Origin of the sequence: Pseudomonas sp. N2-3-1-14 (assembly GCF_041228395.1) — a bacterium.
In the GTDB taxonomy this organism is placed as follows: domain Bacteria; phylum Pseudomonadota; class Gammaproteobacteria; order Pseudomonadales; family Pseudomonadaceae; genus Aquipseudomonas.
On the sequence record NZ_CP166199.1, the window covers coordinates 482,995 to 504,643 of the forward strand.

General features: G+C 61.9%; 14 protein-coding genes and 2 pseudogenes. All 16 read left to right on the forward strand.

All coding sequences use genetic code 11. The annotated features are described in order from the left end of the window. The first annotated feature begins 164 nt into the window (after window positions 1-164). Window positions 165-1,835 carry a urocanate hydratase gene (gene hutU / locus AB5I78_RS02290; RefSeq protein ID WP_094949334.1) on the forward strand — a complete coding sequence of 557 codons (1,671 nt, stop codon included), beginning with the start codon at window positions 165-167 and terminating at the stop codon, window positions 1,833-1,835. Window positions 1,836-2,027: 192 nt separating this feature from the next. Then, the gene (locus tag AB5I78_RS02295) at window positions 2,028-3,485 is read left to right on the forward strand and encodes a cytosine permease (protein ID WP_369301660.1); all 1,458 of its coding nucleotides are present in this window, start codon (window positions 2,028-2,030) and stop codon (window positions 3,483-3,485) included. Window positions 3,486-3,554: 69 nt separating this feature from the next. Then, window positions 3,555-4,520, forward strand: a complete 966-nt coding sequence (locus AB5I78_RS02300) for an ABC transporter substrate-binding protein (RefSeq protein ID WP_369301659.1) — start codon at window positions 3,555-3,557, stop codon at window positions 4,518-4,520. A 72-nt stretch (window positions 4,521-4,592) separates the two neighbouring features. After that, window positions 4,593-5,444 carry a proline/glycine betaine ABC transporter permease gene (locus AB5I78_RS02305; protein WP_145159921.1) on the forward strand — a complete coding sequence of 284 codons (852 nt, stop codon included), beginning with the start codon at window positions 4,593-4,595 and terminating at the stop codon, window positions 5,442-5,444. Then, entirely contained in the window at window positions 5,441-6,265 is an 825-nt protein-coding gene (locus tag AB5I78_RS02310) for a glycine betaine/L-proline ABC transporter ATP-binding protein (RefSeq protein WP_369301658.1), read from the forward strand. The genes AB5I78_RS02305 and AB5I78_RS02310 overlap by 4 nt, the downstream gene beginning before the upstream one ends. A gap of 143 nt (window positions 6,266-6,408) precedes the next feature. Then, on the forward strand, window positions 6,409-7,932 hold the full coding sequence (hutH, locus tag AB5I78_RS02315; protein ID WP_369301657.1) for a histidine ammonia-lyase: 1,524 nt from the start codon (window positions 6,409-6,411) through the stop codon (window positions 7,930-7,932). Window positions 7,933-7,972: 40 nt separating this feature from the next. Then, window positions 7,973-9,511: a histidine ammonia-lyase gene (gene hutH / locus AB5I78_RS02320; RefSeq protein WP_369301656.1), complete on the forward strand. Its 1,539-nt coding sequence runs from the start codon at window positions 7,973-7,975 to the stop codon at window positions 9,509-9,511. Window positions 9,512-9,673: 162 nt separating this feature from the next. Beyond that, window positions 9,674-11,083, forward strand: coding sequence for an amino acid permease (locus tag AB5I78_RS02325; RefSeq protein ID WP_369301655.1), 1,410 nt, complete (start codon window positions 9,674-9,676; stop codon window positions 11,081-11,083). A 15-nt stretch (window positions 11,084-11,098) separates the two neighbouring features. Beyond that, window positions 11,099-12,304 (forward strand): imidazolonepropionase, encoded by a 1,206-nt coding sequence (gene hutI, locus AB5I78_RS02330; RefSeq protein WP_145159929.1) that lies wholly within the window; start codon window positions 11,099-11,101, stop codon window positions 12,302-12,304. 11 nt (window positions 12,305-12,315) lie between these two features. Further along, complete coding sequence (gene hutG / locus AB5I78_RS02335; RefSeq protein ID WP_369301654.1) at window positions 12,316-13,116, forward strand: N-formylglutamate deformylase; 801 nt, start codon at window positions 12,316-12,318, stop codon at window positions 13,114-13,116. Between the two features lie 207 nt (window positions 13,117-13,323). Continuing rightward, window positions 13,324-14,259: a choline ABC transporter substrate-binding protein gene (gene choX / locus AB5I78_RS02340; protein WP_369301653.1), complete on the forward strand. Its 936-nt coding sequence runs from the start codon at window positions 13,324-13,326 to the stop codon at window positions 14,257-14,259. A 155-nt stretch (window positions 14,260-14,414) separates the two neighbouring features. Next, window positions 14,415-15,356, forward strand: a complete 942-nt coding sequence (locus tag AB5I78_RS02345) for an alpha/beta hydrolase (RefSeq protein ID WP_369301652.1) — start codon at window positions 14,415-14,417, stop codon at window positions 15,354-15,356. A gap of 104 nt (window positions 15,357-15,460) precedes the next feature. After that, on the forward strand, window positions 15,461-16,432 hold the full coding sequence (gene pip / locus AB5I78_RS02350) for a prolyl aminopeptidase (protein ID WP_119738084.1): 972 nt from the start codon (window positions 15,461-15,463) through the stop codon (window positions 16,430-16,432). Further along, window positions 16,429-16,866 carry a D-aminoacyl-tRNA deacylase gene (dtd, locus tag AB5I78_RS02355; protein ID WP_078740275.1) on the forward strand — a complete coding sequence of 146 codons (438 nt, stop codon included), beginning with the start codon at window positions 16,429-16,431 and terminating at the stop codon, window positions 16,864-16,866. The genes pip and dtd overlap by 4 nt, the downstream gene beginning before the upstream one ends. 267 nt (window positions 16,867-17,133) lie before the next feature. Continuing rightward, a pseudogene (locus AB5I78_RS02360) lies at window positions 17,134-18,917 on the forward strand (glucan biosynthesis protein G). Then, window positions 18,910-21,518, forward strand: a pseudogene (gene mdoH / locus AB5I78_RS02365) (glucans biosynthesis glucosyltransferase MdoH). Before AB5I78_RS02360 ends, mdoH begins: the two co-directional pseudogenes overlap by 8 nt. Window positions 21,519-21,649: the final 131 nt, after the last annotated feature.

Sequence of the window (21,649 nt, forward strand, 5' to 3'; positions counted from 1 at the left end):
CCTTAATTTTCAAGGCTTACACACGCCTTCCAAAAAAATCCCAACAACTCACCCGCAAAGTTGGCCGCTTGATTGCATATGCTTGTATGTACAAGTAAAGATGTGTGCGTAAGACTCTCCTTCGCACCATCAATGTTCGCGCATCGATCGCCGAGGAGTCTGTTGTGACCAAGCCTACAAAGTACCGTGACGTCGAAATCCGTGCCGCTCGCGGTAACAAGCTCACCGCCAAAAGCTGGCTGACTGAAGCGCCGCTGCGCATGCTGATGAACAACCTCGACCCGCAAGTGGCCGAGAACCCGAAAGAATTGGTGGTGTACGGCGGTATCGGCCGTGCAGCGCGCAACTGGGAGTGCTACGACCAGATCGTCGAAAGCCTCACCAACCTGAATGACGACGAGACCCTGCTGGTGCAATCCGGCAAGCCGGTCGGCGTGTTCAAGACCCACAGCAACGCCCCGCGCGTGCTGATCGCCAACTCCAACCTGGTGCCGCACTGGGCCAGCTGGGAGCACTTTAACGAGCTGGATGCCAAGGGCCTGGCCATGTACGGCCAGATGACCGCCGGCAGCTGGATCTACATCGGCAGCCAGGGCATCGTCCAAGGCACTTACGAGACCTTCGTCGAAGCCGGTCGCCAGCATTACAACAGCGACCTGACCGGCCGCTGGGTCCTCACCGCCGGCCTCGGCGGCATGGGCGGCGCGCAGCCGTTGGCGGCAACCCTGGCCGGCGCCTGCTCGCTGAACATCGAGTGCCAGCAGGTCAGCATCGACTTCCGCCTGAGCAGCCGCTATGTCGACGAGCAAGCCACCGACCTCGACGACGCCCTGGCCCGCATCGCCAAATACACCAAGGAAGGCAAGGCCATCTCCATCGCCTTGCTGGGTAACGCGGCGGAAATCCTGCCGGAACTGGTCAAGCGCGGCGTGCGCCCGGACATGGTCACCGACCAGACCAGCGCCCACGACCCGCTCAACGGCTACCTGCCGGCCGGCTGGACCTGGGACGAATACCGCGCTCGCGCCAAGACCGAACCAGCTGCTGTAATCAAGGCCGCCAAGCAGTCGATGGCCGTGCACGTCAAAGCCATGCTGGAATTCCAGAAGCAAGGCATCCCGACCTTCGACTACGGCAACAACATCCGCCAGATGGCCCAGGAAGAAGGCGTGGAAGATGCCTTCGCTTTCCCAGGCTTCGTGCCGGCCTACATCCGCCCACTGTTCTGCCGTGGCATTGGCCCGTTCCGTTGGGCTGCACTGTCCGGCGACCCGCAGGACATCTATAAGACCGACGCCAAAGTCAAAGAGCTGATCCCCGACGACGCCCACCTGCACAACTGGCTGGACATGGCCCGCGAGCGCATCAGCTTCCAGGGCCTGCCGGCACGTATCTGCTGGGTTGGCCTGGGCCAGCGCGCCAAGCTCGGCCTGGCGTTCAACGAAATGGTGCGCAGCGGCGAGCTGTCCGCGCCGGTAGTAATCGGCCGTGACCACCTCGACTCCGGCTCGGTTGCCAGCCCGAACCGCGAAACCGAAGCCATGCAGGACGGTTCCGACGCCGTGTCCGACTGGCCACTGCTCAACGCCTTGCTCAACACCGCCAGCGGCGCAACCTGGGTGTCGCTGCACCACGGCGGCGGCGTGGGCATGGGCTTCTCGCAGCATTCGGGCATGGTGATCGTCTGCGACGGCACCGACGAAGCGGCTGAGCGCATTGCCCGCGTGCTGCACAACGACCCGGCCACCGGGGTGATGCGTCACGCCGATGCCGGTTACCAGATCGCCATCGACTGCGCCAAGGAACAGGGCCTCAATCTGCCGATGATCAAGTAACGAACGGCCAGGTTCCGGTGGGAGTGGGTTTGTGTGGGAGCTGGCTTGCCTGCGATGCGGGCGACTCGGTCTCTCGGCAGAACCGAGGGGATGCCATCGCAGGCAAGCCAGCTCCCACATTTGCCCTGCTGTTTACACAAAACCTGTTTCACCCGCACCACCGAAAAACAATCCATCAGAGGTTGAACACACATGGCTGCAAATGACGCACGTGCAAGCACTACCCCGTTGATCGAAAGGCGTTCGATCGACTACATCCCGGAAGCGGAAAGACACGGTCGTCTATTGAGTCAGTTCACCCTGTGGCTGGGTGCCAACCTGCAAATCACTGCGATTGTTACCGGGGCCTTGGCCGTGGTGCTGGGCGGTGATGTGTTCTGGTCGTTGATCGGTCTGTTGATCGGTCAACTGCTGGGCGGCGGCGTGATGGCGCTGCATGCGGCGCAAGGCCCGCAACTGGGCTTGCCGCAGATGATTTCCAGCCGCGTGCAGTTTGGCGTGTATGGCGCGGTGATCCCGCTGGTGCTGGTGTGCCTGATGTACATCGGTTTTTCGGCCAGCGGTTCGCTGTTGGCGGGGCAGGCGGTGGCGCAGCTGCTGCACGTCGAAGACTGGGTCGGCATCGTGTTGTTCGCCGGGCTGATCATGGTGTTCACCGTCTTCGGTTACCGCGTGATCCACGGTATTGGTCGCGTCGCCAGCGTGCTCGGCGTGGTTGCCTTCATCTACCTGTTCTACAAATTGCTCGCCGCAAACGATGTCGGTGCGCTGTTGGGCAACAAGCATTTTTCGCTGAGCAGTTTTCTGCTGGCGATTTCGTTGTCGGCGTCCTGGCAGATCGCGTTCGGCCCGTATGTGGCGGACTACTCCCGCTACTTGCCGCGCAGCACGCAGGCGTCGAAAACCTTCTGGGCGGTTGGCCTGGGTTCGGTGATCGGGGCGCAGGCGTCGATGGTGTTCGGTGTGTTCGCGGCGGCCCTGGCCGGTGCGCAATTCGCCCACCACGAAGTGTCGTTTATCGTCGGCTTGGGCGGCACCGGCATTGTCGCGGCGCTGCTGTATTTCAGCATCGCCTTCGGCAAGGTCACGGTGACCACGCTCAATGCCTACGGCAGCTTCATGTCGATTGCGACGATCATCAGCGGCTTTCGTGGCAGCCGGCACATTTCGAGTGCGGTACGCCTGCTGTACATCTTCCTGATGGTGTCGATTGCCGCCGCACTGGCGTTGCTGGGCAAGGACTCGTTCCTCAAGGATTTCTCCGCGTTCATCCTGTTTCTGCTGGCGTTTTTCACGCCGTGGAGCGCGATCAACCTGGTGGATTTCTACTGCATCACCAAAGAGCGCTACGACATTCCGGCGCTGTCCAACCCCAATGGTCGCTACGGCCGCTGGAACTGGATGGGCATCAGCATCTACGTGCTGGGCGTGCTGATTCAGATGCCGTTCATCTCCACGCATTTCTACACCGGCCCACTGGTTGCCAGCCTCGGCGACACCGATATCTCCTGGATCATCGGCCTGGTGGTGCCCGCTGCGCTGTATTACTGGGCCGCGAAAAAGTGGCACAGCGCAATTCCTGAGCACCTGATCCTGCCGGTAGAGCAGGGCGCTATACCAACGACAAACGGGCTGGCCGCACAAGCCTGATGGGACGTGGACAGGGCAGGATGCCTACTGACTGCCGTAATCCATTTCAAGATTGGGAGCGTCACAACAATGAAAATGAATAAGACCCTGCTGGCCACGCTGCTCTCTGCAGGCTTGCTCGCCTCCGCTGGCGCACAGGCGGCCGGTTGGTGCGAATCCGGTAAGCCGGTGAAGTTCGCAGGCCTGAACTGGGAAAGCGGCATGTTGCTCACCGACATCCTGCAAACCGTGCTGGAAAAAGGCTACGACTGCAAAACCGACAGCCTGCCGGGTAACTCCATCACCATGGAAAACGCCCTGAGCAGCAACGATATCCAGGTGTTTGCCGAAGAGTGGGTCGGCCGCAGCGAAGTCTGGAACAAGGCCGAGAAGGCCGGCAAAGTCGTCGGCGTCGGCGCGCCCGTTGTCGGTGCCGTCGAAGGCTGGTACGTGCCGCGCTACGTGATTGAAGGCGACGCCAAGCGCAAGTTGGAACCCAAGGCGCCGGACCTGAAAAACATCGCTGACCTGGCCAAATACGCCTCGGTGTTCAAGGACCAGGAAGAACCTTCCAAAGGCCGTTTCTACAACTGCCCGGCCGGCTGGACCTGTGAGCTGGACAACAGCGAAATGCTCAAAAGCTACGGCCTGGAAAGCACCTACACCAACTTCCGCCCAGGCACCGGCCCGGCGCTGGATGCGGCGGTGCTGTCGAGCTACAAGCGTGGCGAGCCGATCCTGTTCTACTACTGGTCGCCGACGCCGCTGATGGGCCAGGTCGATCTGGTCAAGCTCGAAGAAAAGCCTGGTGTGGATAAAAGCGTGAGCATCAAGGTCGGCTTGTCCAAGACCTTCCACGAGCAAGCGCCAGAGCTGGTGGCTGTGCTGGAGAAGGTCAACCTGCCGATCGATTTGCTTAACCAGAACCTGGGCCGCATGGCCAAAGAGCGAATTGAGTCGCCAAAACTGGCGAAAATTTTCCTCAAGGAACATCCTGAAGTCTGGCACGCATGGGTGAGCGACGACGCAGCCAAGAAAATCGACGCGGCCTTGTAGGTCAAGCGTGTCCGACTACCCTGAGGGGCTCGTCGGACACCCGGCCACAACCCACTGGATCGAGAGCACGCTATGTTTCCTGAGAGTTTTACGTTTTCCATCGCCGACTGGGTCAACGGTTGGGTGGACTCACTGGTCACCAACTACGGCGATGTGTTCCGGCACATCTCCGACACCCTGCTGTGGGCCATCGTCAACCTGGAAGGGTTGCTGCGCGCGGCGCCCTGGTGGCTGATGCTGGTCATCGTCGGCGGCATCGCCTGGCATGCCACCCGCAAGGTAGTGACCACGGCGGTGATCGTCGGCCTGTTGTTCCTGGTGGGCGCGGTTGGCCTGTGGGACAAGCTGATGCAGACGCTGGCGCTGATGATGGTCGCCACGGTGATCTCGGTGCTGATCGGCATTCCGCTGGGCATCTTGTCGGCGCGCAGCAATCGCCTGCGCTCGGTGCTGATGCCGTTGCTGGACATCATGCAAACCATGCCGAGCTTCGTGTACCTGATCCCGGTGCTGATGCTGTTCGGCCTGGGCAAGGTGCCGGCGATTTTCGCCACGGTGATCTACGCCGCGCCGCCGCTGATTCGCCTGACCGACCTGGGCATTCGCCAAGTCGACGGCGAAGTCATGGAAGCCATCAACGCCTTCGGTGCCAACCGCTGGCAGCAACTGTTCGGCGTGCAACTGCCGCTGGCGCTGCCAAGCATCATGGCCGGTATCAACCAGACCACCATGATGGCGTTATCGATGGTGGTTATCGCCTCGATGATCGGCGCGCGTGGCTTGGGTGAAGACGTGCTCGTCGGCATCCAGACCCTCAACGTCGGCCGTGGCCTCGAAGCCGGGCTGGCGATTGTGATTCTCGCAGTGGTCATCGACCGCATTACCCAGGCCTATGGTCGTCCACGGCATGAGGCGAGCAAATGACTACTGTCAGCAAAATTGAAGTTAAAAACGTCTTCAAGATTTTCGGCAACCGTTCCAAGGACGCCCTGGCCATGGTTAGCCAAGGCAAGACCAAGGATCAGGTACTGGCCGAGACCGGTTGCGTGGTCGGCGTCAACGACTTGTCCCTGAGCATCGGCACCGGCGAGATCTTCGTGATCATGGGCCTGTCGGGCTCGGGCAAATCCACGCTGGTGCGTCACTTCAACCGCCTGATCGACCCAACCAGCGGCGCGATTCTGGTGGACGGCGAAGACATCCTGCAACTGGACATGGAAGCCCTGCGCCAATTCCGTCGGCACAAGATCAGCATGGTGTTCCAGAGCTTCGGCCTGCTGCCCCACAAGAGCGTGCTCGACAACGTCGCCTACGGCCTGAAAGTGCGCGGCGAAACCAAGCAGGTGTGCGCCGAGCGCGCGCTGCACTGGATCGAAACCGTGGGCCTCAAAGGCTACGAAAACAAATACCCGCACCAGCTGTCCGGCGGCATGCGCCAGCGTGTGGGCCTGGCCCGCGCCTTGGCAGCCGACACCGACATCATCCTGATGGACGAAGCCTTCAGCGCCCTCGACCCGCTGATCCGCGCCGAGATGCAGGACCAGTTGCTCGAGCTGCAAAAGACCCTGCACAAAACCATCGTGTTCATCACCCACGACCTCGACGAAGCCGTGCGTATCGGCAACCGCATCGCGATCCTCAAGGACGGCAAGCTGATCCAGGTCGGCACGCCGCGCGAGATTCTGCATTCGCCGGCGGATGAGTATGTGGACCGGTTTGTTCAGCGGCGGGCGGCGGTGGTTTGAGCCCGATTGTGTGGTGAGGCTGCGGGCCCTATCGGGGGCAAGCCGCCTCCCATAGGTTGAACTGTGAACACCTTCAAAGGTGGAAGGGGGCTTGCCCCCGAAGAGGCCGGTAAGGCTGCACAAGAATTGAAGAAGGTATGAAGATGTCCCAGGCAGCAAAAATCATCATCGCCGACGCCCCCCTGCGTTGGCAGGACGTGGTCGCCGTCGCCCGCTTTGGTGCGCAGCTCGAACTCTCGGGCCACGCCTGGGCGCGCATCGACAATGCCCAGGCCATCGTGCAGCGCATCGTCACCAGCGGCGAGCGCGCCTATGGCGTGAACACCGGCCTGGGCGCGCTGTGCAATGTGTCGCTCAAGGGCGAGCAACTCAGCCAGCTGTCGCGCAATACCTTGCTGAGCCACGCCTGCGGCGTCGGCCCGGTGCTGAGTGACGAGCAAACCCGCGCGATTATTTGCGCGGCAATTATCAACTACAGCCACGGCAAATCCGGCCTGCACCCACAGGTGGTGCATTCGCTGCTGGCGCTGCTCAACCACGGCATCACGCCGCAAGTGCCGTCCCAGGGTTCGGTGGGTTACTTGACTCACATGGCCCACGTCGGCGTGGCGTTGCTCGGTGTCGGCACGGTGAGCTATCGCGGTCAGATCGTGACAGCGCAAGAAGCATTACACGCAGAAGGTTTGCAGCCGGTGATACTCGGCGCCAAAGACGGCCTGTGCCTGGTCAACGGCACGCCGTGCATGACCGGCCTGAGCTGCCTGGCCCTGGCCGACGCACATCATTTGCTGCAATGGGCCGACGTGATCGGCGCCATGAGTTTCGAGGCCCAGCGCGGCCAGATCGACGCCTTTGACGAAGCCATCATCGCCCTCAAGCCGCACCCGGGCATGCAGCAAGTCGGCATCAACCTGCGCGCGCTGCTCGATGGCAGTGAAGTGATCGCCAGCAGCCAGGGCATTCGTACCCAGGACGCCTTGAGCATCCGCTCGATCCCGCAAATCCACGGCGCCGCGCGCGACCAGGTTGAACACGCCACGCGCCAGATCGAGACCGAACTCAACAGCGCCACCGACAACCCGCTGGTGCTCGGCACGCCAGACGCCTACCGCGTAGTGTCCCAGGCCAACCCGCACGGGCAGTCCGTGGCCTTGGCGGCCGACATGCTCGCTATCGCCATGGCCGAAATCGGCTCGGTGGCCGAGCGCCGCCTGGACCGCCTGATCAACCCGCACGTCAGCGTCTTGCCGGCGTTCCTGGTCAGCAACCCAGGCGTCAACTCCGGGATGATGATCGTGCAATACGTCGCCGCCTCGCTGTGCGGGCAAAACCGCCAGCTGGCGCAACCGGCGGTGCTCGACAACTTCGTCACCTCCGGCCTGCAGGAAGATCACCTGAGCATGGGCACCAACGCCGCGCTCAAGCTGCACCAGTTGCTGGCCAACGTCACCCAGATTCTCGCCATCGAGTACCTGCTGGCGGCCCAGGCTTTCGAGTTTCTCAAGGACCAGCGTTTCGGCGCGGGCACCGACAGCGCCTGGCGTCTGCTACGTGAAAAAGTCCCACCTTACGAGCAAGACCGCTGGCTGGCGCCGGACATCGCCAGCGCCGCCGCGTTGCTCAAGGACACCGCTTTGCTGCACCACGTATTACCCCATTTGCACTGATTACTTATTCAAAAATTTCAGAAGAACAATTCAAAGGAGCATGAATGTGACTGCGCTAAATCTGATTCCAGGCCAACTGAGTCTTGCCCAACTGCGGGCCATCTACCAGCAGCCGGTAACCCTCAGTCTGGATGACAGCGCCACGGCGCAGATCGAAGCCAGTGTTGCCTGCGTGGAGCAGATTCTCGCCGAGAATCGCACCGCCTATGGCATCAACACCGGTTTCGGCCTGCTGGCCTCGACCCGCATCGCCAGCGAAGACCTGGAAAACCTCCAGCGTTCGCTGGTGCTGTCCCACGCCGCCGGCGTTGGTGAGCCGATCAGCGACGCGCTGGTGCGGTTGGTTATGGTGCTCAAGGTCAACAGCCTGAGCCGTGGTTTCTCCGGGATTCGTCGCCAGGTGATCGACGCGCTGATCGCACTGATCAACGCCGAGGTGTACCCGCACATCCCACTCAAAGGTTCGGTCGGCGCTTCGGGCGACCTGGCGCCGTTGGCGCACATGTCGCTGGTGCTGCTGGGCGAAGGCAAGGCGCGCTACAAAGGCGAATGGCTGGAAGCCACCGAGGCACTCAAAGTCGCAGGCCTGACGCCGCTGACCCTTGCCGCCAAAGAAGGCCTGGCCCTGCTCAATGGCACCCAGGTGTCCACCGCCTATGCGCTGCGCGGCCTGTTCGAGGGCGAAGACTTGTTCGCCGCTGCACTGGCGTGCGGCGGGCTGACCGTGGAAGCCGTGCTCGGCTCGCGCTCGCCGTTCGACGCGCGTATTCACGCCGCGCGTGGCCAACGTGGGCAGATCGATTCGGCTGCGGCCTATCGCGACCTGCTCGGTGAAAGCAGCCAGGTCTCCCAGTCGCACCAGAACTGCGACAAGGTGCAAGACCCGTACTCCCTGCGCTGCCAGCCACAAGTCATGGGCGCCTGCCTGACCCAGTTCCGCCAGGCCGCCGACGTGCTGGTGGTAGAAGCTAACGCCGTGTCGGATAACCCGCTGGTGTTTGCTGCCGAAGGCGACGTGATTTCCGGCGGCAACTTCCACGCTGAACCGGTGGCCATGGCGGCTGACAACATGGCGTTGGCCATCGCCGAAATCGGCTCCCTGAGCGAGCGCCGTATCTCGTTGATGATGGACAAACACATGTCGCAATTGCCGCCGTTCCTGGTGGGCAATGGCGGGGTCAACTCCGGCTTCATGATCGCCCAGGTGACTGCTGCTGCACTCGCCAGCGAGAACAAGGCGCTGTCCCATCCGCACAGCGTGGATAGCCTGCCGACTTCGGCGAACCAGGAAGACCACGTGTCCATGGCCCCGGCTGCGGGCAAACGCCTGTGGGAAATGGCTGAGAACACCCGTGGCATCCTGGCGGTGGAATGGCTGGCCGCGTGCCAGGGCCTGGACCTGCGCGACGGTTTGAAAACCTCGCCGAAGCTGGAAAAAGCCCGTGGCATCCTGCGCGCCAAGGTCGGCTTCTACGACAAGGACCGCTTCTTCGCCCCGGACATCAATGCCGCCAGCGAACTGCTCGCCAGCCGCTGCCTGAATGAGCTGGTGCCGGCCAAGTTGCTGCCGAGCCTCTAAGCTCGCCGCTGTCCAACTGTGGGCGCTGGCTTGCCTGCGATAGCTATCTGTCAGTTGACACATGTGTGACTGACATACCGCCATCGCAGGCAAGCCAGCTCCCACAGGTTGAGCATTCGCCGATTTGAATTTTCTCGGGATAACAATAACTAGGGAAGAGAAATGCACCAGCAAGAAAAGGGTTTGAAACGCGGGCTGAACGCCCGACATATTCGCTTCATGGCACTCGGTTCCGCGATCGGCACCGGGCTGTTCTATGGCTCTGCCTCCGCCATTCAGATGGCCGGCCCCGCCGTGCTGCTCGCCTACCTGATCGGCGGCGCCGCTGTATTCATGGTGATGCGCGCCCTCGGCGAAATGGCTGTGCACAATCCGGTTTCCGGCTCCTTCGGCCAGTACGCCAGCACCTACCTGGGCCCGATGGCCGGGTTTATCCTCGGCTGGACCTATGCGTTTGAAATGATCATTGTCTGCCTCGCCGACGTCACCGCGTTCGGCATCTACATGGGCTTCTGGTTTCCCGAGGTCGCGCGCTGGGTGTGGGTGCTCGGCATTGTGTTTTTGATCGGTGGCCTGAACCTGTGCAACGTCAAAGTGTTTGGCGAGATGGAGTTCTGGCTGTCGCTGCTCAAGGTCGGCGCCATTGTGGCGATGATCCTCGGCGGTTTCGGCATCATGCTGTTCGGCATTCATTCGGCCGGCGACACCCAGGCCAGCGGCATCAGCAACCTGTGGGCCCATGGCGGCTTCATGCCCAACGGCGTTGGCGGCCTGATCGCCTCGTTCGCGGTGGTGATGTTTGCGTTCGGCGGCATCGAAATCATCGGCATCACCGCCGGTGAAGCCAAGGACCCGCAACGCGTGATCCCCAAGGCGATCAACGCAGTGCCGTTGCGCATCCTGTTGTTCTACGTGCTGACGCTGTTCGTGTTGATGGCGATCTATCCGTGGCCGCAGATCGGCAGCCAGGGCAGCCCGTTCGTGCAGATCTTCAGCAACCTGGGCATCGGCTCGGCGGCGACCATCCTTAACATCGTGGTGATCTCGGCGGCCGTCTCGGCCATCAACAGCGACATCTTTGGCGCCGGCCGCATGATGTACGGCCTGGCCCAGCAAGGGCAGGCGCCCAAGGGCTTTGCGCAGCTGTCCAAACAGGGCGTGCCATGGATGACCGTGGTGGTGATGGGCGCGGCGTTGCTCGGCGGCGTGGTGCTCAATTACCTGATCCCGGAGAACGTGTTCCTGGTGATCGCCTCGATTGCCACCTTCGCCACTGTGTGGGTGTGGCTGATGATTCTGTTCACTCAGGTCGCGATGCGCCGCTCGATGACCAGGGAGCAGGTCGCCGCGCTGAAATTCCCGGTGCCGTTCTGGCCCTATGCGCCCGCAGCGGCCATCGTGTTCATGCTGTTCGTGTTTGGCGTGCTGGGTTACTTCCCGGACACCCAGGCCGCTTTGCTGGTCGGCGCCGTGTGGATTGTGCTGCTCGTCGTCGCTTACCTGCTGTGGGTCAAACCCGCTGCCGGGCAAGCGGCCAAGGTTCATTACGACCCGGCTTTGTCTCATCGTTAACTTAGGGAGGCGTTGATGAAAACGCTTTGGCAACACTGCCACGTCGCAACCATGGCAGACGGCAAATACTCGATCATCGAGGACGCCGCCATGGTCACTGCCAATTCGCTCATCGAGTGGATCGGCCCCCGCAGCCAGGCGCCGACGGCGGATTACGCCCAGGTGCATGACCTGCAAGGCGCGTGGGTCACCCCCGGGCTGATCGACTGCCACACCCACACGGTGTTCGGCGGCAATCGCAGCGGCGAATTCGAGCAGCGCCTTGAAGGCGTGAGCTACGCCGACATCGCGGCCAAGGGAGGCGGTATTGCCAGCACCGTGCGCGCCACCCGCGCGGCCACTGAAGATGAGCTGTTTGCCAGCGCGCACAAGCGCCTACGCAGTTTGCTGCGTGACGGCGTGACCACGGTGGAGATCAAGTCCGGCTACGGCCTGGACCTGGCCAGCGAGCGCAAACTGCTGCGGGTCATCCGTCGCCTCGGCGAAGCGCTGCCGGTCAGCGTGCGCGCCACGTGCCTGGCAGCGCACGCATTGCCGCCGGAGTACAAGGACCGCGCCGACGATTACATCGACCACATCTGCCACGAGATGCTGCCGGCCCTGGCAGCCGAAGGGCTGGTGGACGCGGTGGACGCCTTCTGCGAATACCTGGCGTTTTCTCCTGAACAGGTTGAGCGCGTGTTCAAGGTCGCCCAGCAACTTGGCCTGCCGGTGAAGCTGCACGCCGAGCAACTCTCTTCGTTGCATGGCTCAAGCCTGGCCGCGCGTTACCACGCGCTGTCGGCGGACCATCTGGAATTCATGACCGAAGACGACGCCATCGCCATGGCCGCGTCGGGCACCGTCGCCGTGTTGCTGCCGGGCGCGTTCTACTTCCTGCGTGAAACCCAGCTGCCGCCGATGGATGCGCTGCGCAAGCACGGCGTGAAGATTGCCATCGCCAGCGACCTCAACCCCGGCACCTCGCCGGCGCTGTCGGTGCGCCTGATGCTGAACATGGCCTGCACGCTGTTCCGCATGACCCCGGAAGAAGCCCTGGCCGGCGCCACGCAACACGCGGCTACCGCGCTGGGCATGGGCGACACCCACGGCTCGCTGGAAGTGGGCAAGGTCGCCGACTTTGTCGCCTGGCAGATTGATCGCCCCGCCGACCTGGCCTACTGGCTGGGCGGCGAGCTGGATAAACGCGTCGTGCGCCACGGCGTCGATGTCACTGTTTAAGGAGCACTGCTGTGGATAAGGTTCTGAACTTCAAACAAGGCCGAGTGCCGCTGCTGATCAGCATGCCCCACGCGGGCCTGCGCCTGACGCCTGCGGTGCAAGCCGGGCTGATCCCCGAGGCACACAGCCTGCCGGACACCGACTGGCATATTCCCACGCTGTATGACTTTGCCGAAGACCTGGGCGCCAGCACCCTGTCGGCAGAGTACTCGCGGTTTGTGATCGACCTGAACCGGCCATCGGACGACAAGCCGCTGTATGTCGGTGCCACTACGGGGCTGTACCCGACGACATTGTTCGACGGCGTGCCGTTATTTCGCGAAGGCCTGGAACCTTCCGCCGAGGAGCGCGCCACCTACCTGCAGAAGATTTGGGGGCCGTACCACCGCGCCCTGCAAGAGGAACTGGCGCGGCTCAAGGCCGAGTTCGGCTACGCGCTGCTGTTTGATGCGCACTCGATCCGCTCGGTGATCCCGCACCTGTTTGAAGGCAAGCTGCCGGACTTCAACCTCGGCACTTTCAACGGCGCCGCCTGTGATCCTGAGCTGGCCAGCCAGCTGGAGGCGATTTGCGCCGCGCACCTGCAGTACACCCACGTGCTTAACGGGCGCTTCAAGGGCGGGCATATCACTCGCCATTACGGCGACCCGGCGCAGGACATTCACGCGGTGCAGTTGGAGTTGTGCCAGAGCGCTTATATGGAGGAGTTTGAGCCGTTTCGTTATCGGCCGGATTTGGCCGAGCCGACACGGGTGGTGTTGAAGCAGTTGCTGGAAGGGTTGTTGGCCTGGGGGCAGAAGCGTTACGGCTGAAATGGCTATCGCAGGCAAGCCAGCTCCCACATTTGGAATGCATTTCAAGGTGGGAGCTGGCTTGCCTGCGATGAGGCCTCACAGTCGCCCCAGTGCAACTGCCGGTCGCCACAGGTCGTGTTAACAGAGGTCCCGCTGGTTAAGGTTGTGGGCAGGGCGCGCCAGACGCCACTCCCCACAATAAAGCTGCCGAGTGAGACCTCATCCATGAAAAGACTGTTGTTGATCCTCACCGGTGCCGCTTTGATCAGCGCCAACGCCATGGCCGCAGAACCTGCATCCTGCAAAGCCATACGCATGGGCGTGGTCAGTTGGACCGATGTGGTCGCCACCTCCGGCATGGCCGACGTGCTGCTCAATGGCTTGGGCTACGACAGCAAACAGACCAGCGCCGTGCAACAGATCATCTTTGCCGGCATCCGCGACAAGCGCCTGGATATTTTCCTCGGCTACTGGAAACCGGCGATGGACAACAACATCGCGCCGTTCCTGGCCGCCAAGCAGGTCAAGGTCTTCGACACGCCCAGCCTGTCTGACGCCCAGGCCACTCTGGCGGTGCCGCAATACGTGGCCGATGCCGGGCTGAAAACCTTTGCCGACATTGCGCGCTTCAAGGACAAGCTGGGCGCCAAGATCTACGGCATCGAGCCTGGCAGTGGCGCGAATACCGATATCCAGAAAATGATCGACACCAACCACTTTGGCCTGGGCGGCTTCAAGCTGGTTGCCTCCGGTGAAGCGGGCATGCTCGCGGCCGTACAGCGTGCGGTGAACCGCAAGGAGTTTGTCGTGTTTGTCGGTTGGACCCCGCACCCGATGAACATCAACATGAAAATGGCTTACCTCACCGGCAGCGAAGATGTGTTTGGCGCTGACGAAGGCCGGGCCACGGTGTCCACCGTGACCGCGCCGGATTTCGCCGAGCGTTGCCCCAACGCCAACCGGCTGCTGACAAACCTGACCTTCACCGCCGCGCAGGAAAGCCAGTTGATGGTGCCGATCATGGAGCGCCAATCGCCGCAGGACGTCGCCAAGCAATGGCTGCGCGAGCACCCCGAGGATTTGCAGCGCTGGCTGGCTGGGGTGACAGCGTTTGATGGCGGCGATGGCGTCGCGGCCGTCCAGTCCAGCCTCAAACCCTAAGCCAACGCACGGTAGCTCAAACAACACAGGGCAAATGTGGGAGCGGGCTTGCCCGCGATGGCGGCGTATCAGGTCATTCACAAGTGGCTGACACACCGCTATCGCAGGCAAGCCAGCTCCCACACTTGATCTACAGCGATTAGGGATATTTGCGCATGTATCCGATTTCTCCGCAGCTTGCGGCCTTCGTCACTAAAACCGAATCCTTCAGCAGCGACGACTCGTCGCTCGCAGGTTTGCGCCGCAACTACGACCGCATGTGCCAGGCATTCACCCCGCCGAAGCCAGCAGGGCTGCAAGTCGCTGACTTTGCCCTCGGTGCAGTCGGCGTGCGCAGCTATCTCCCTTCGGCGCCCACGCCAACCGAAGGCTGGCCATGCCTGCTTTATATGCACGGCGGCGGCTGGGTGGTCGGCGGGCTGGATTCCCATGACTTCATCTGCTTCGAGCTGGCCAGCACGCTTGAAGTACTGGTGATCGCCATCGACTACCGCCTGGCGCCGGAACACCCGTTCCCGGCGGCATACCAGGATTGCCGCGCAGTGTGGCAGGCCATCCAGGCCGGGCAGGGGCCGCACGCCATCAACCTGCAGCGCCTGGTGGTGATGGGTGACAGCGCGGGCGGCAATCTGGCTGCGGCGTTGTGCCTGGGTTTGCGCGATGACGGCCAGCCGCTGCCCCGCGCCCAAGTGCTGATTTACCCAGGTTTGGGCGGCGCGGCGGACCTGCCGTCGCGCCGTGATTGCATGGATGCGCCCTTGCTCAGTACTGCCGACACCGACTGCTACCTGGCGCTCTACCTGCCGGGCGCGGACACGCCATCGGCCTATGCCATGCCACTGCTGGCCAAGGACTTCAGCGGTTTACCCAAGGCGCTGATCGCCGTGGCCCAGTTCGACCCGCTGCGCGATGACGGCATGCTGTATGCCGAACGCCTGCGGGCGGCAACTGTGGAGGCGGTGTTGTATCCCGGCAAAGGTCTGGTCCACGGCTGTTTGCGCGCGCGCGGCCAAGTGGCGCAGGTGGATCAGCTCTACGACTATCTATTGGGCTACGTGCGGCGCTGCCTGGGGAGCGAAGGGCTGACACAGGTCTAAGTGCTCAAGGACATGCTCATTGCACAATTCGGGTTTATGATGCCAGACGGCAAAAATAATAGACGTCCCCTCAGGGATGAATCCGACACCCTACGGAGCGCGCAATGCAGACTTGGTACCCGCAGATCAAACCCTACGCCCGGCACGATCTGGCCGTCGATGACACCCACACCCTGTACGTCGATGAAAGCGGCTCCCCCGAAGGCTTGCCCGTCGTCTTTATCCACGGTGGCCCGGGCTCCGGCTGCGACGCCCAGAGCCGCTGCTACTTTGATCCGAACCTGTACCGCATTGTCACCTTCGACCAGCGCGGCTGCGGACGCTCCACGCCTCGCGCCAGCCTGGAAAACAACACCACCTGGGACCTGGTCGCCGACCTTGAGCGCATTCGCGAACACTTGGGCATCGAAAAGTGGGTGCTGTTTGGCGGCTCCTGGGGCTCGACCCTGTCGCTGGCTTACGCGCAAACCCATCCCGAGCGCGTGCATGGCCTGATCCTGCGCGGGATCTTCCTGGCGCGTGACCAGGACATTCACTGGTTTTACCAGGAAGGCGCGAGCCGCATGTTCCCGGATTACTGGCAGGACTACCTGGCACCGATCCCGGCGGATGAGCGCCACGACCTGGTCGCCGCGTACCACAAGCGCCTGACCGGCAACGACCAGATCGCCCAGATGCACGCCGCCAAGGCGTGGTCCGGCTGGGAAGGCCGCATGCTGGGCCTGTGCCCGAGCCCGCAGCATGTCGAGCGGTTTTCCGAGCCGCAGCGCGCGCTGTCGATCGCACGTATCGAATGCCACTACTTCACCAACAACTCCTTCCTGGAACCCAACCAGCTGATTCGCGACATGCACAAGATCGCCCACTTGCCTGGCGTAATCATTCACGGGCGCTACGATATGATTTGCCCGCTGGACAATGCCTGGGAGCTGCATCAGGCGTGGCCCAACAGTGAGCTGCAGGTGATTCGCGAGGCCGGCCATGCCGCGTCCGAGCCCGGCATTACCGATGCCTTGGTGCGTGCAACCGGCGAAATGGCACGGCGCCTGCTTGATCTGCCGCCAGAAGAAGCATGAAGGGCCTGTTGCAACGGGTGCGTGGCGCCCGCGTCGAAGTGGCGGGCGAGGTCGTAGGCGCAATTGACCAGGGTTTGCTGGTGCTGGTCGCCGTTGAGCCTTCAGATACCCCAGAGAGCGCCGACAAACTGTTACACAAGCTGCTTAACTACCGGGTATTCAGCGATGACGAGGGCAAGATGAACCTGTCCTTGAAAGACATTGGCGGCGGTTTGCTGCTGGTGTCGCAGTTCACCCTGGCGGCCGATACCAAAAGTGGCCTGCGGCCAAGCTTCTCCACGGCGGCCCCTCCGGCGCTGGGAGCAGCGCTTTTTGATCACTTGCTGTTACAAGCGCAACAATTGCATGGCAAGGTGGCGTCAGGGCGTTTTGGGGCGGATATGCAGGTGCATTTGGTCAATGATGGCCCTGTGACCTTCCTCTTACAGACATGAATGTATTAAAAACGACGTTAATGCCTAAAAACGCAGGGTTTCGCTACAAATACTTCGTTGTCCCTGATGCGTTGTTTCGCGGGCTACTAGATAATCGCGCGCTACGGGGATCAGCGTTGTTTGGTCCATTTTTGACTTAGGTAGAGACTTGTCCGACAAACCAATGGGGAATCATTTTGACCCAAGGGAGTCGGAACAATGCTCGCCAACCTGGCATATAGATAGCTGGCCGTTGGTTTTTTGATCTGTTTTCGGCGAGGGTTGCTCGTGATTGTTAGTCCCTGTAATGCACCAAAATTGTCTGCCAAACGGTTACGAAACGCACTGGTAACGGGCTCTGCCCTGTTTTGCCTGTTCGGCGCGGGTCAACTGTGGGCATTCAGTCTGGATGATGTGTCGGCCAAGGCAAAAGAGCTGGCCGGGCAGAAATACGAAGCTCCGCGCAGCAATCTGCCGAACGAATTTCGCGAAATGAAATTCGCCGACTATCAGAAGATTCGTTTCCGTAACGAAAAGGCCGAGTGGGCCGATCAGAACACGCCGTTCAAGTTGTCCTTCTATCACCAGGGCATGCACTTCGACACGCCGGTGAAAATCAACGAAGTCACCGCCGACACCGTCCAGGAAATCAAATACGACCCGACGCGTTTCGATTTCGGCGACGTGAAATACGATCCCAAGTCCACTGAACAGCTGGGTTATGCCGGTTTCCGTGTGCTGTACCCGATCAACACGCCCGACAAGCAAGACGAAATCATGACCATGCTTGGCGCCAGCTACTTCCGCGTCGTCGGCAAAGGCCAGTCGTATGGCCTGTCTGCCCGTGGCATGGCGATCGACACTGCATTGCCGTCCGGTGAAGAATTCCCGCGTTTCACCGAATTCTGGATCGAGCGTCCAAAACCGGGTGAAAAGCAGTTGGTGATCTTCGCCTTGCTGGACTCCCCACGCGCCACCGGCGCCTATCGCCTGACCCTGCGCCCTGGCACCGACACCGTTGTCGACGTCAAGTCGCAGATGTTCCTGCGCGACAAGGTCAGCAAACTGGGCGTTGCCCCGCTGACCAGCATGTTCCTGTTCGGTGCGAACCAGCCGTCCAAGGTGCTCAATTACCGTCGTGAACTGCACGATTCCAGCGGCCTGTCGATCCATGCAGGCAATGGCGAGTGGATCTGGCGCCCTCTGAACAACCCTAAACACCTGTCGGTCAGCAACTTTGCCATCGAAAACCCGCGTGGTTTCGGCCTGCTGCAACGTGGCCGCGACTTCAGCCACTACGAAGACCTGGACGACAACTACGACAAGCGCCCAAGCGCCTGGATCGAGCCTGAAGGCGACTGGGGCAAGGGTTCGGTCGATTTGGTAGAGATTCCGACCGCCGATGAAACCAACGACAACATCGTTGCGTTCTGGAGCCCGGCCGAGCTGCCAAAAGTCGGCGAGCCGCTGGACATCAGCTACCGCCTGCACTGGACCATGGACGAGAAAGCCCTGCACCCGGCCGACAGCGCCTGGGTCAAGCAGACCCTGCGTTCGACCGGTGACGTGAAGCAATCCAACCTGATCCGTCAGCCGGACGGCAGCGTGGCCTACCTGGTTGACTTCGAGGGCCCGTCCCTCAAAGCCCTGCCGGCAGACGCCGCGGTGCGCAGCCAAGTGAGTGTCGGCGACAACGCCGAAATCGTTGAAAACAGCGTGCGTTACAACGAACACACCAAAGGCTGGCGCTTGACCCTGCGGATGAAGATCAAGGACGCAGGCAAACCGACTGAAATGCGTGCGGCCCTGGTCCAGGACATCCCGCAGCCGGAGCCTGAAAAAGCGTCGACCCAAGTGATCAAGGCCGACAAGCTCTTGGCCAAGCAACACGAGAAGCAGGCCAAGAAAGAAGCTAAAGAAGCTAAAGAAGCAAAAGACGCGAAAGAAGCCAAAGACAAGGAAGCCAAGCAGCCAGAAGCTGCCCGGCCACGCCACTCTCTAATCCGGAGCCGGCCAAGACAGAACACGTCCTGACCGAAACCTGGAGCTATCAGTTGCCTGCCGATGAGTAATTCTCAAGCCACGCCCGAGACTCTGTCCGAGTACCTGGCGCACCTCCCGATGACCGCCGAGCAGCGCGCCGAGCTGGCGGGCTGCACGTCCTTCAGCGAGCTGCATGAGCGGCTTTCGTCCGCGACCTTCGATGCACCAACCGACGCTGCCCAAGCGTCGGTCGGCCGTCGGCTGACGCTCAACACCGCCGAAGAGCTGCAAGACGCGGAAATGCTTGCGCTCGACGCCAGTGGCCGGGTTTGCCTGAAGGCCACACCGCCGATCCGTCGGACCAAAGTGGTGCCTGAGCCTTGGCGCACCAACATTCTGGTGCGCGGTTGGCGCCGGATGACCGGTCGCACCAACCCGCCGAAGCCGCCCAAGGACGATCGTGTACTGCCGGCCGCGCGCTGGCGTACCGTCGGTTCGATCCGCCGCTACATCCTGCTGATTTTGATGCTCGGTCAGACCATCGTTGCCGGCTGGTACATGAAAGGCATCATGCCGTACCAGGGCTGGTCACTGGTCGACTTCGACGAAGTGCGCAACCAGACCTTGCTGCAAACCGCGACCCAAGTCCTGCCTTACGCCCTGCAAACCAGCATCCTGATCATGTTCGGGATCTTGTTCTGCTGGGTCTCGGCCGGTTTCTGGACCGCGCTGATGGGCTTTCTGGAACTGCTCACCGGCCACGATAAATACCGGATTTCCGGTAAAAGTGCCGGTGACGAGCCGATTCCCAAAGACGCCCGCACCGCGCTGGTAATGCCGATTTGCAACGAAGACGTGCCCCGGGTATTTGCCGGTCTGCGCGCCACCTTCGAGTCGGTGGCCGCCACGGGCGATCTGGACCGTTTCGATTTCTTCGTCCTCAGCGACAGTAACGAAGCCGATATCTGCATCGCCGAACAGCAAGCCTGGCTTGACGTGTGCCGCGAAGCCGGAGGGTTCGGCAAGATCTTCTATCGCCGCCGTCGCCGTCGCGTCAAACGCAAAAGCGGCAACCTCGACGACTTCTGCCGTCGCTGGGGCGGTGACTACAAGTACATGGTGGTCCTCGACGCCGACAGCGTAATGAGCGGCGAATGCCTGACCAGCCTGGTGCGCCTGATGGAAGCCACGCCGGATGCCGGGATTATCCAGACCGCGCCGCGTGCGTCGGGCATGGACACCCTGTATGCGCGCATGCAGCAGTTCGCCACCCGTGTGTACGGCCCGCTGTTTACCGCTGGCCTGCACTTCTGGCAGCTGGGTGAATCCCACTACTGGGGCCACAACGCGATCATCCGCATGAAGCCGTTTATCGAGCACTGCGCCCTGGCGCCGTTGCCGGGTAAAGGCGCGTTTGCCGGTGCGATCCTCTCCCACGACTTCGTTGAAGCAGCGCTGATGCGCCGTGCCGGCTGGGGCGTGTGGATTGCCTACGACTTGCCGGGCAGCTACGAAGAACTGCCGCCGAACCTGCTGGACGAACTCAAGCGTGACCGTCGCTGGTGCCACGGTAACCTGATGAACTTCCGCCTGTTCCTGGTAAAAGGCATGCACCCGGTGCACCGCGCGGTGTTCCTGACCGGCGTGATGTCGTACCTGTCGGCGCCGTTGTGGTTCTTCTTCCTGGTGCTGTCGACGGCGTTGCTGGCGGTGAACACCCTGATGGAGCCGCAGTACTTCATGGCGCCACGCCAGTTGTACCCGCTGTGGCCGCAATGGCATCCGGACAAGGCGGTGGCGTTGTTCTCCACCACCATCGTGCTGTTGTTCCTGCCTAAGTTGCTGAGCATCATCCTGATCTGGGCCAAGGGCGCGAAAGAGTTCGGCGGCAAGTTCAAGGTGACCTTGTCGATGCTGCTGGAGATGCTGTTCTCGATGCTGCTGGCGCCGGTGCGGATGATCTTCCACACCCGTTTCGTGCTGGCCGCGTTCCTCGGCTGGGCTGCGACCTGGAACTCGCCGCAGCGTGACGACGACTCCACGCCGTGGAGCGAGGCGGTCAAACGTCACGGTCCGCAAACAGTGCTCGGCTTCCTCTGGGCGTTGTTGGTGGTGTGGCTGAACCCAAGCTTCCTGTGGTGGCTGATCCCGATTGTCGGTTCGCTGATGCTGTCGATTCCGGTGTCGGTGATTTCCAGCCGCGTGAAGCTGGGCCTCAAGTCCCGCGACGAGAGCCTGTTCCTGATCCCTGAGGAATACAATCCGCCGCAGGCCTTGCTGTCGACCGAGAAGTACACCCACGAAAACCGCTGGCACGCGCTGAACGACGGGTTTGTGCGTTCGGTCGTCGACCCGCAGCAGAATGCGCTGGCCTGCGCCCTGGCGACCTCGCGTCACCGTGAAGCGGAGCCGATCGAGCATCTGCGTCAGGAGCGTGTCCGCCACGCATTGAAAGTCGGCCCTGCCGGCCTCAACAACGGCGAGCGCGTGGCGCTGCTCAGCGATCCGGTCGCCCTGGCTCGCCTGCACCAGCAAGTCTGGAGCGAAGGCCACGCCGAGTGGCTCGGCGCCTGGCGTGCTTCGATCAAGGCGGACCCGCACGCGCCTTTGCTGCCGCTGCAACCGCTGTCGTCCCAGGCTCAACCGGCCTGATTCATACGCCCCCGAGGGCCCACCTCGGGGGCGTTTGAAGCGCTGGTCCTACAGCGTTTCGCGCTTCTTCCTCTACGCACTAACGCCTTGTTATTTCGAAACAAAAGTCCTTTGTTCGCGACGTATTGCCGTGCCTGTGGCTGGGTTAGCATCGCCCCCTCGAATTGAC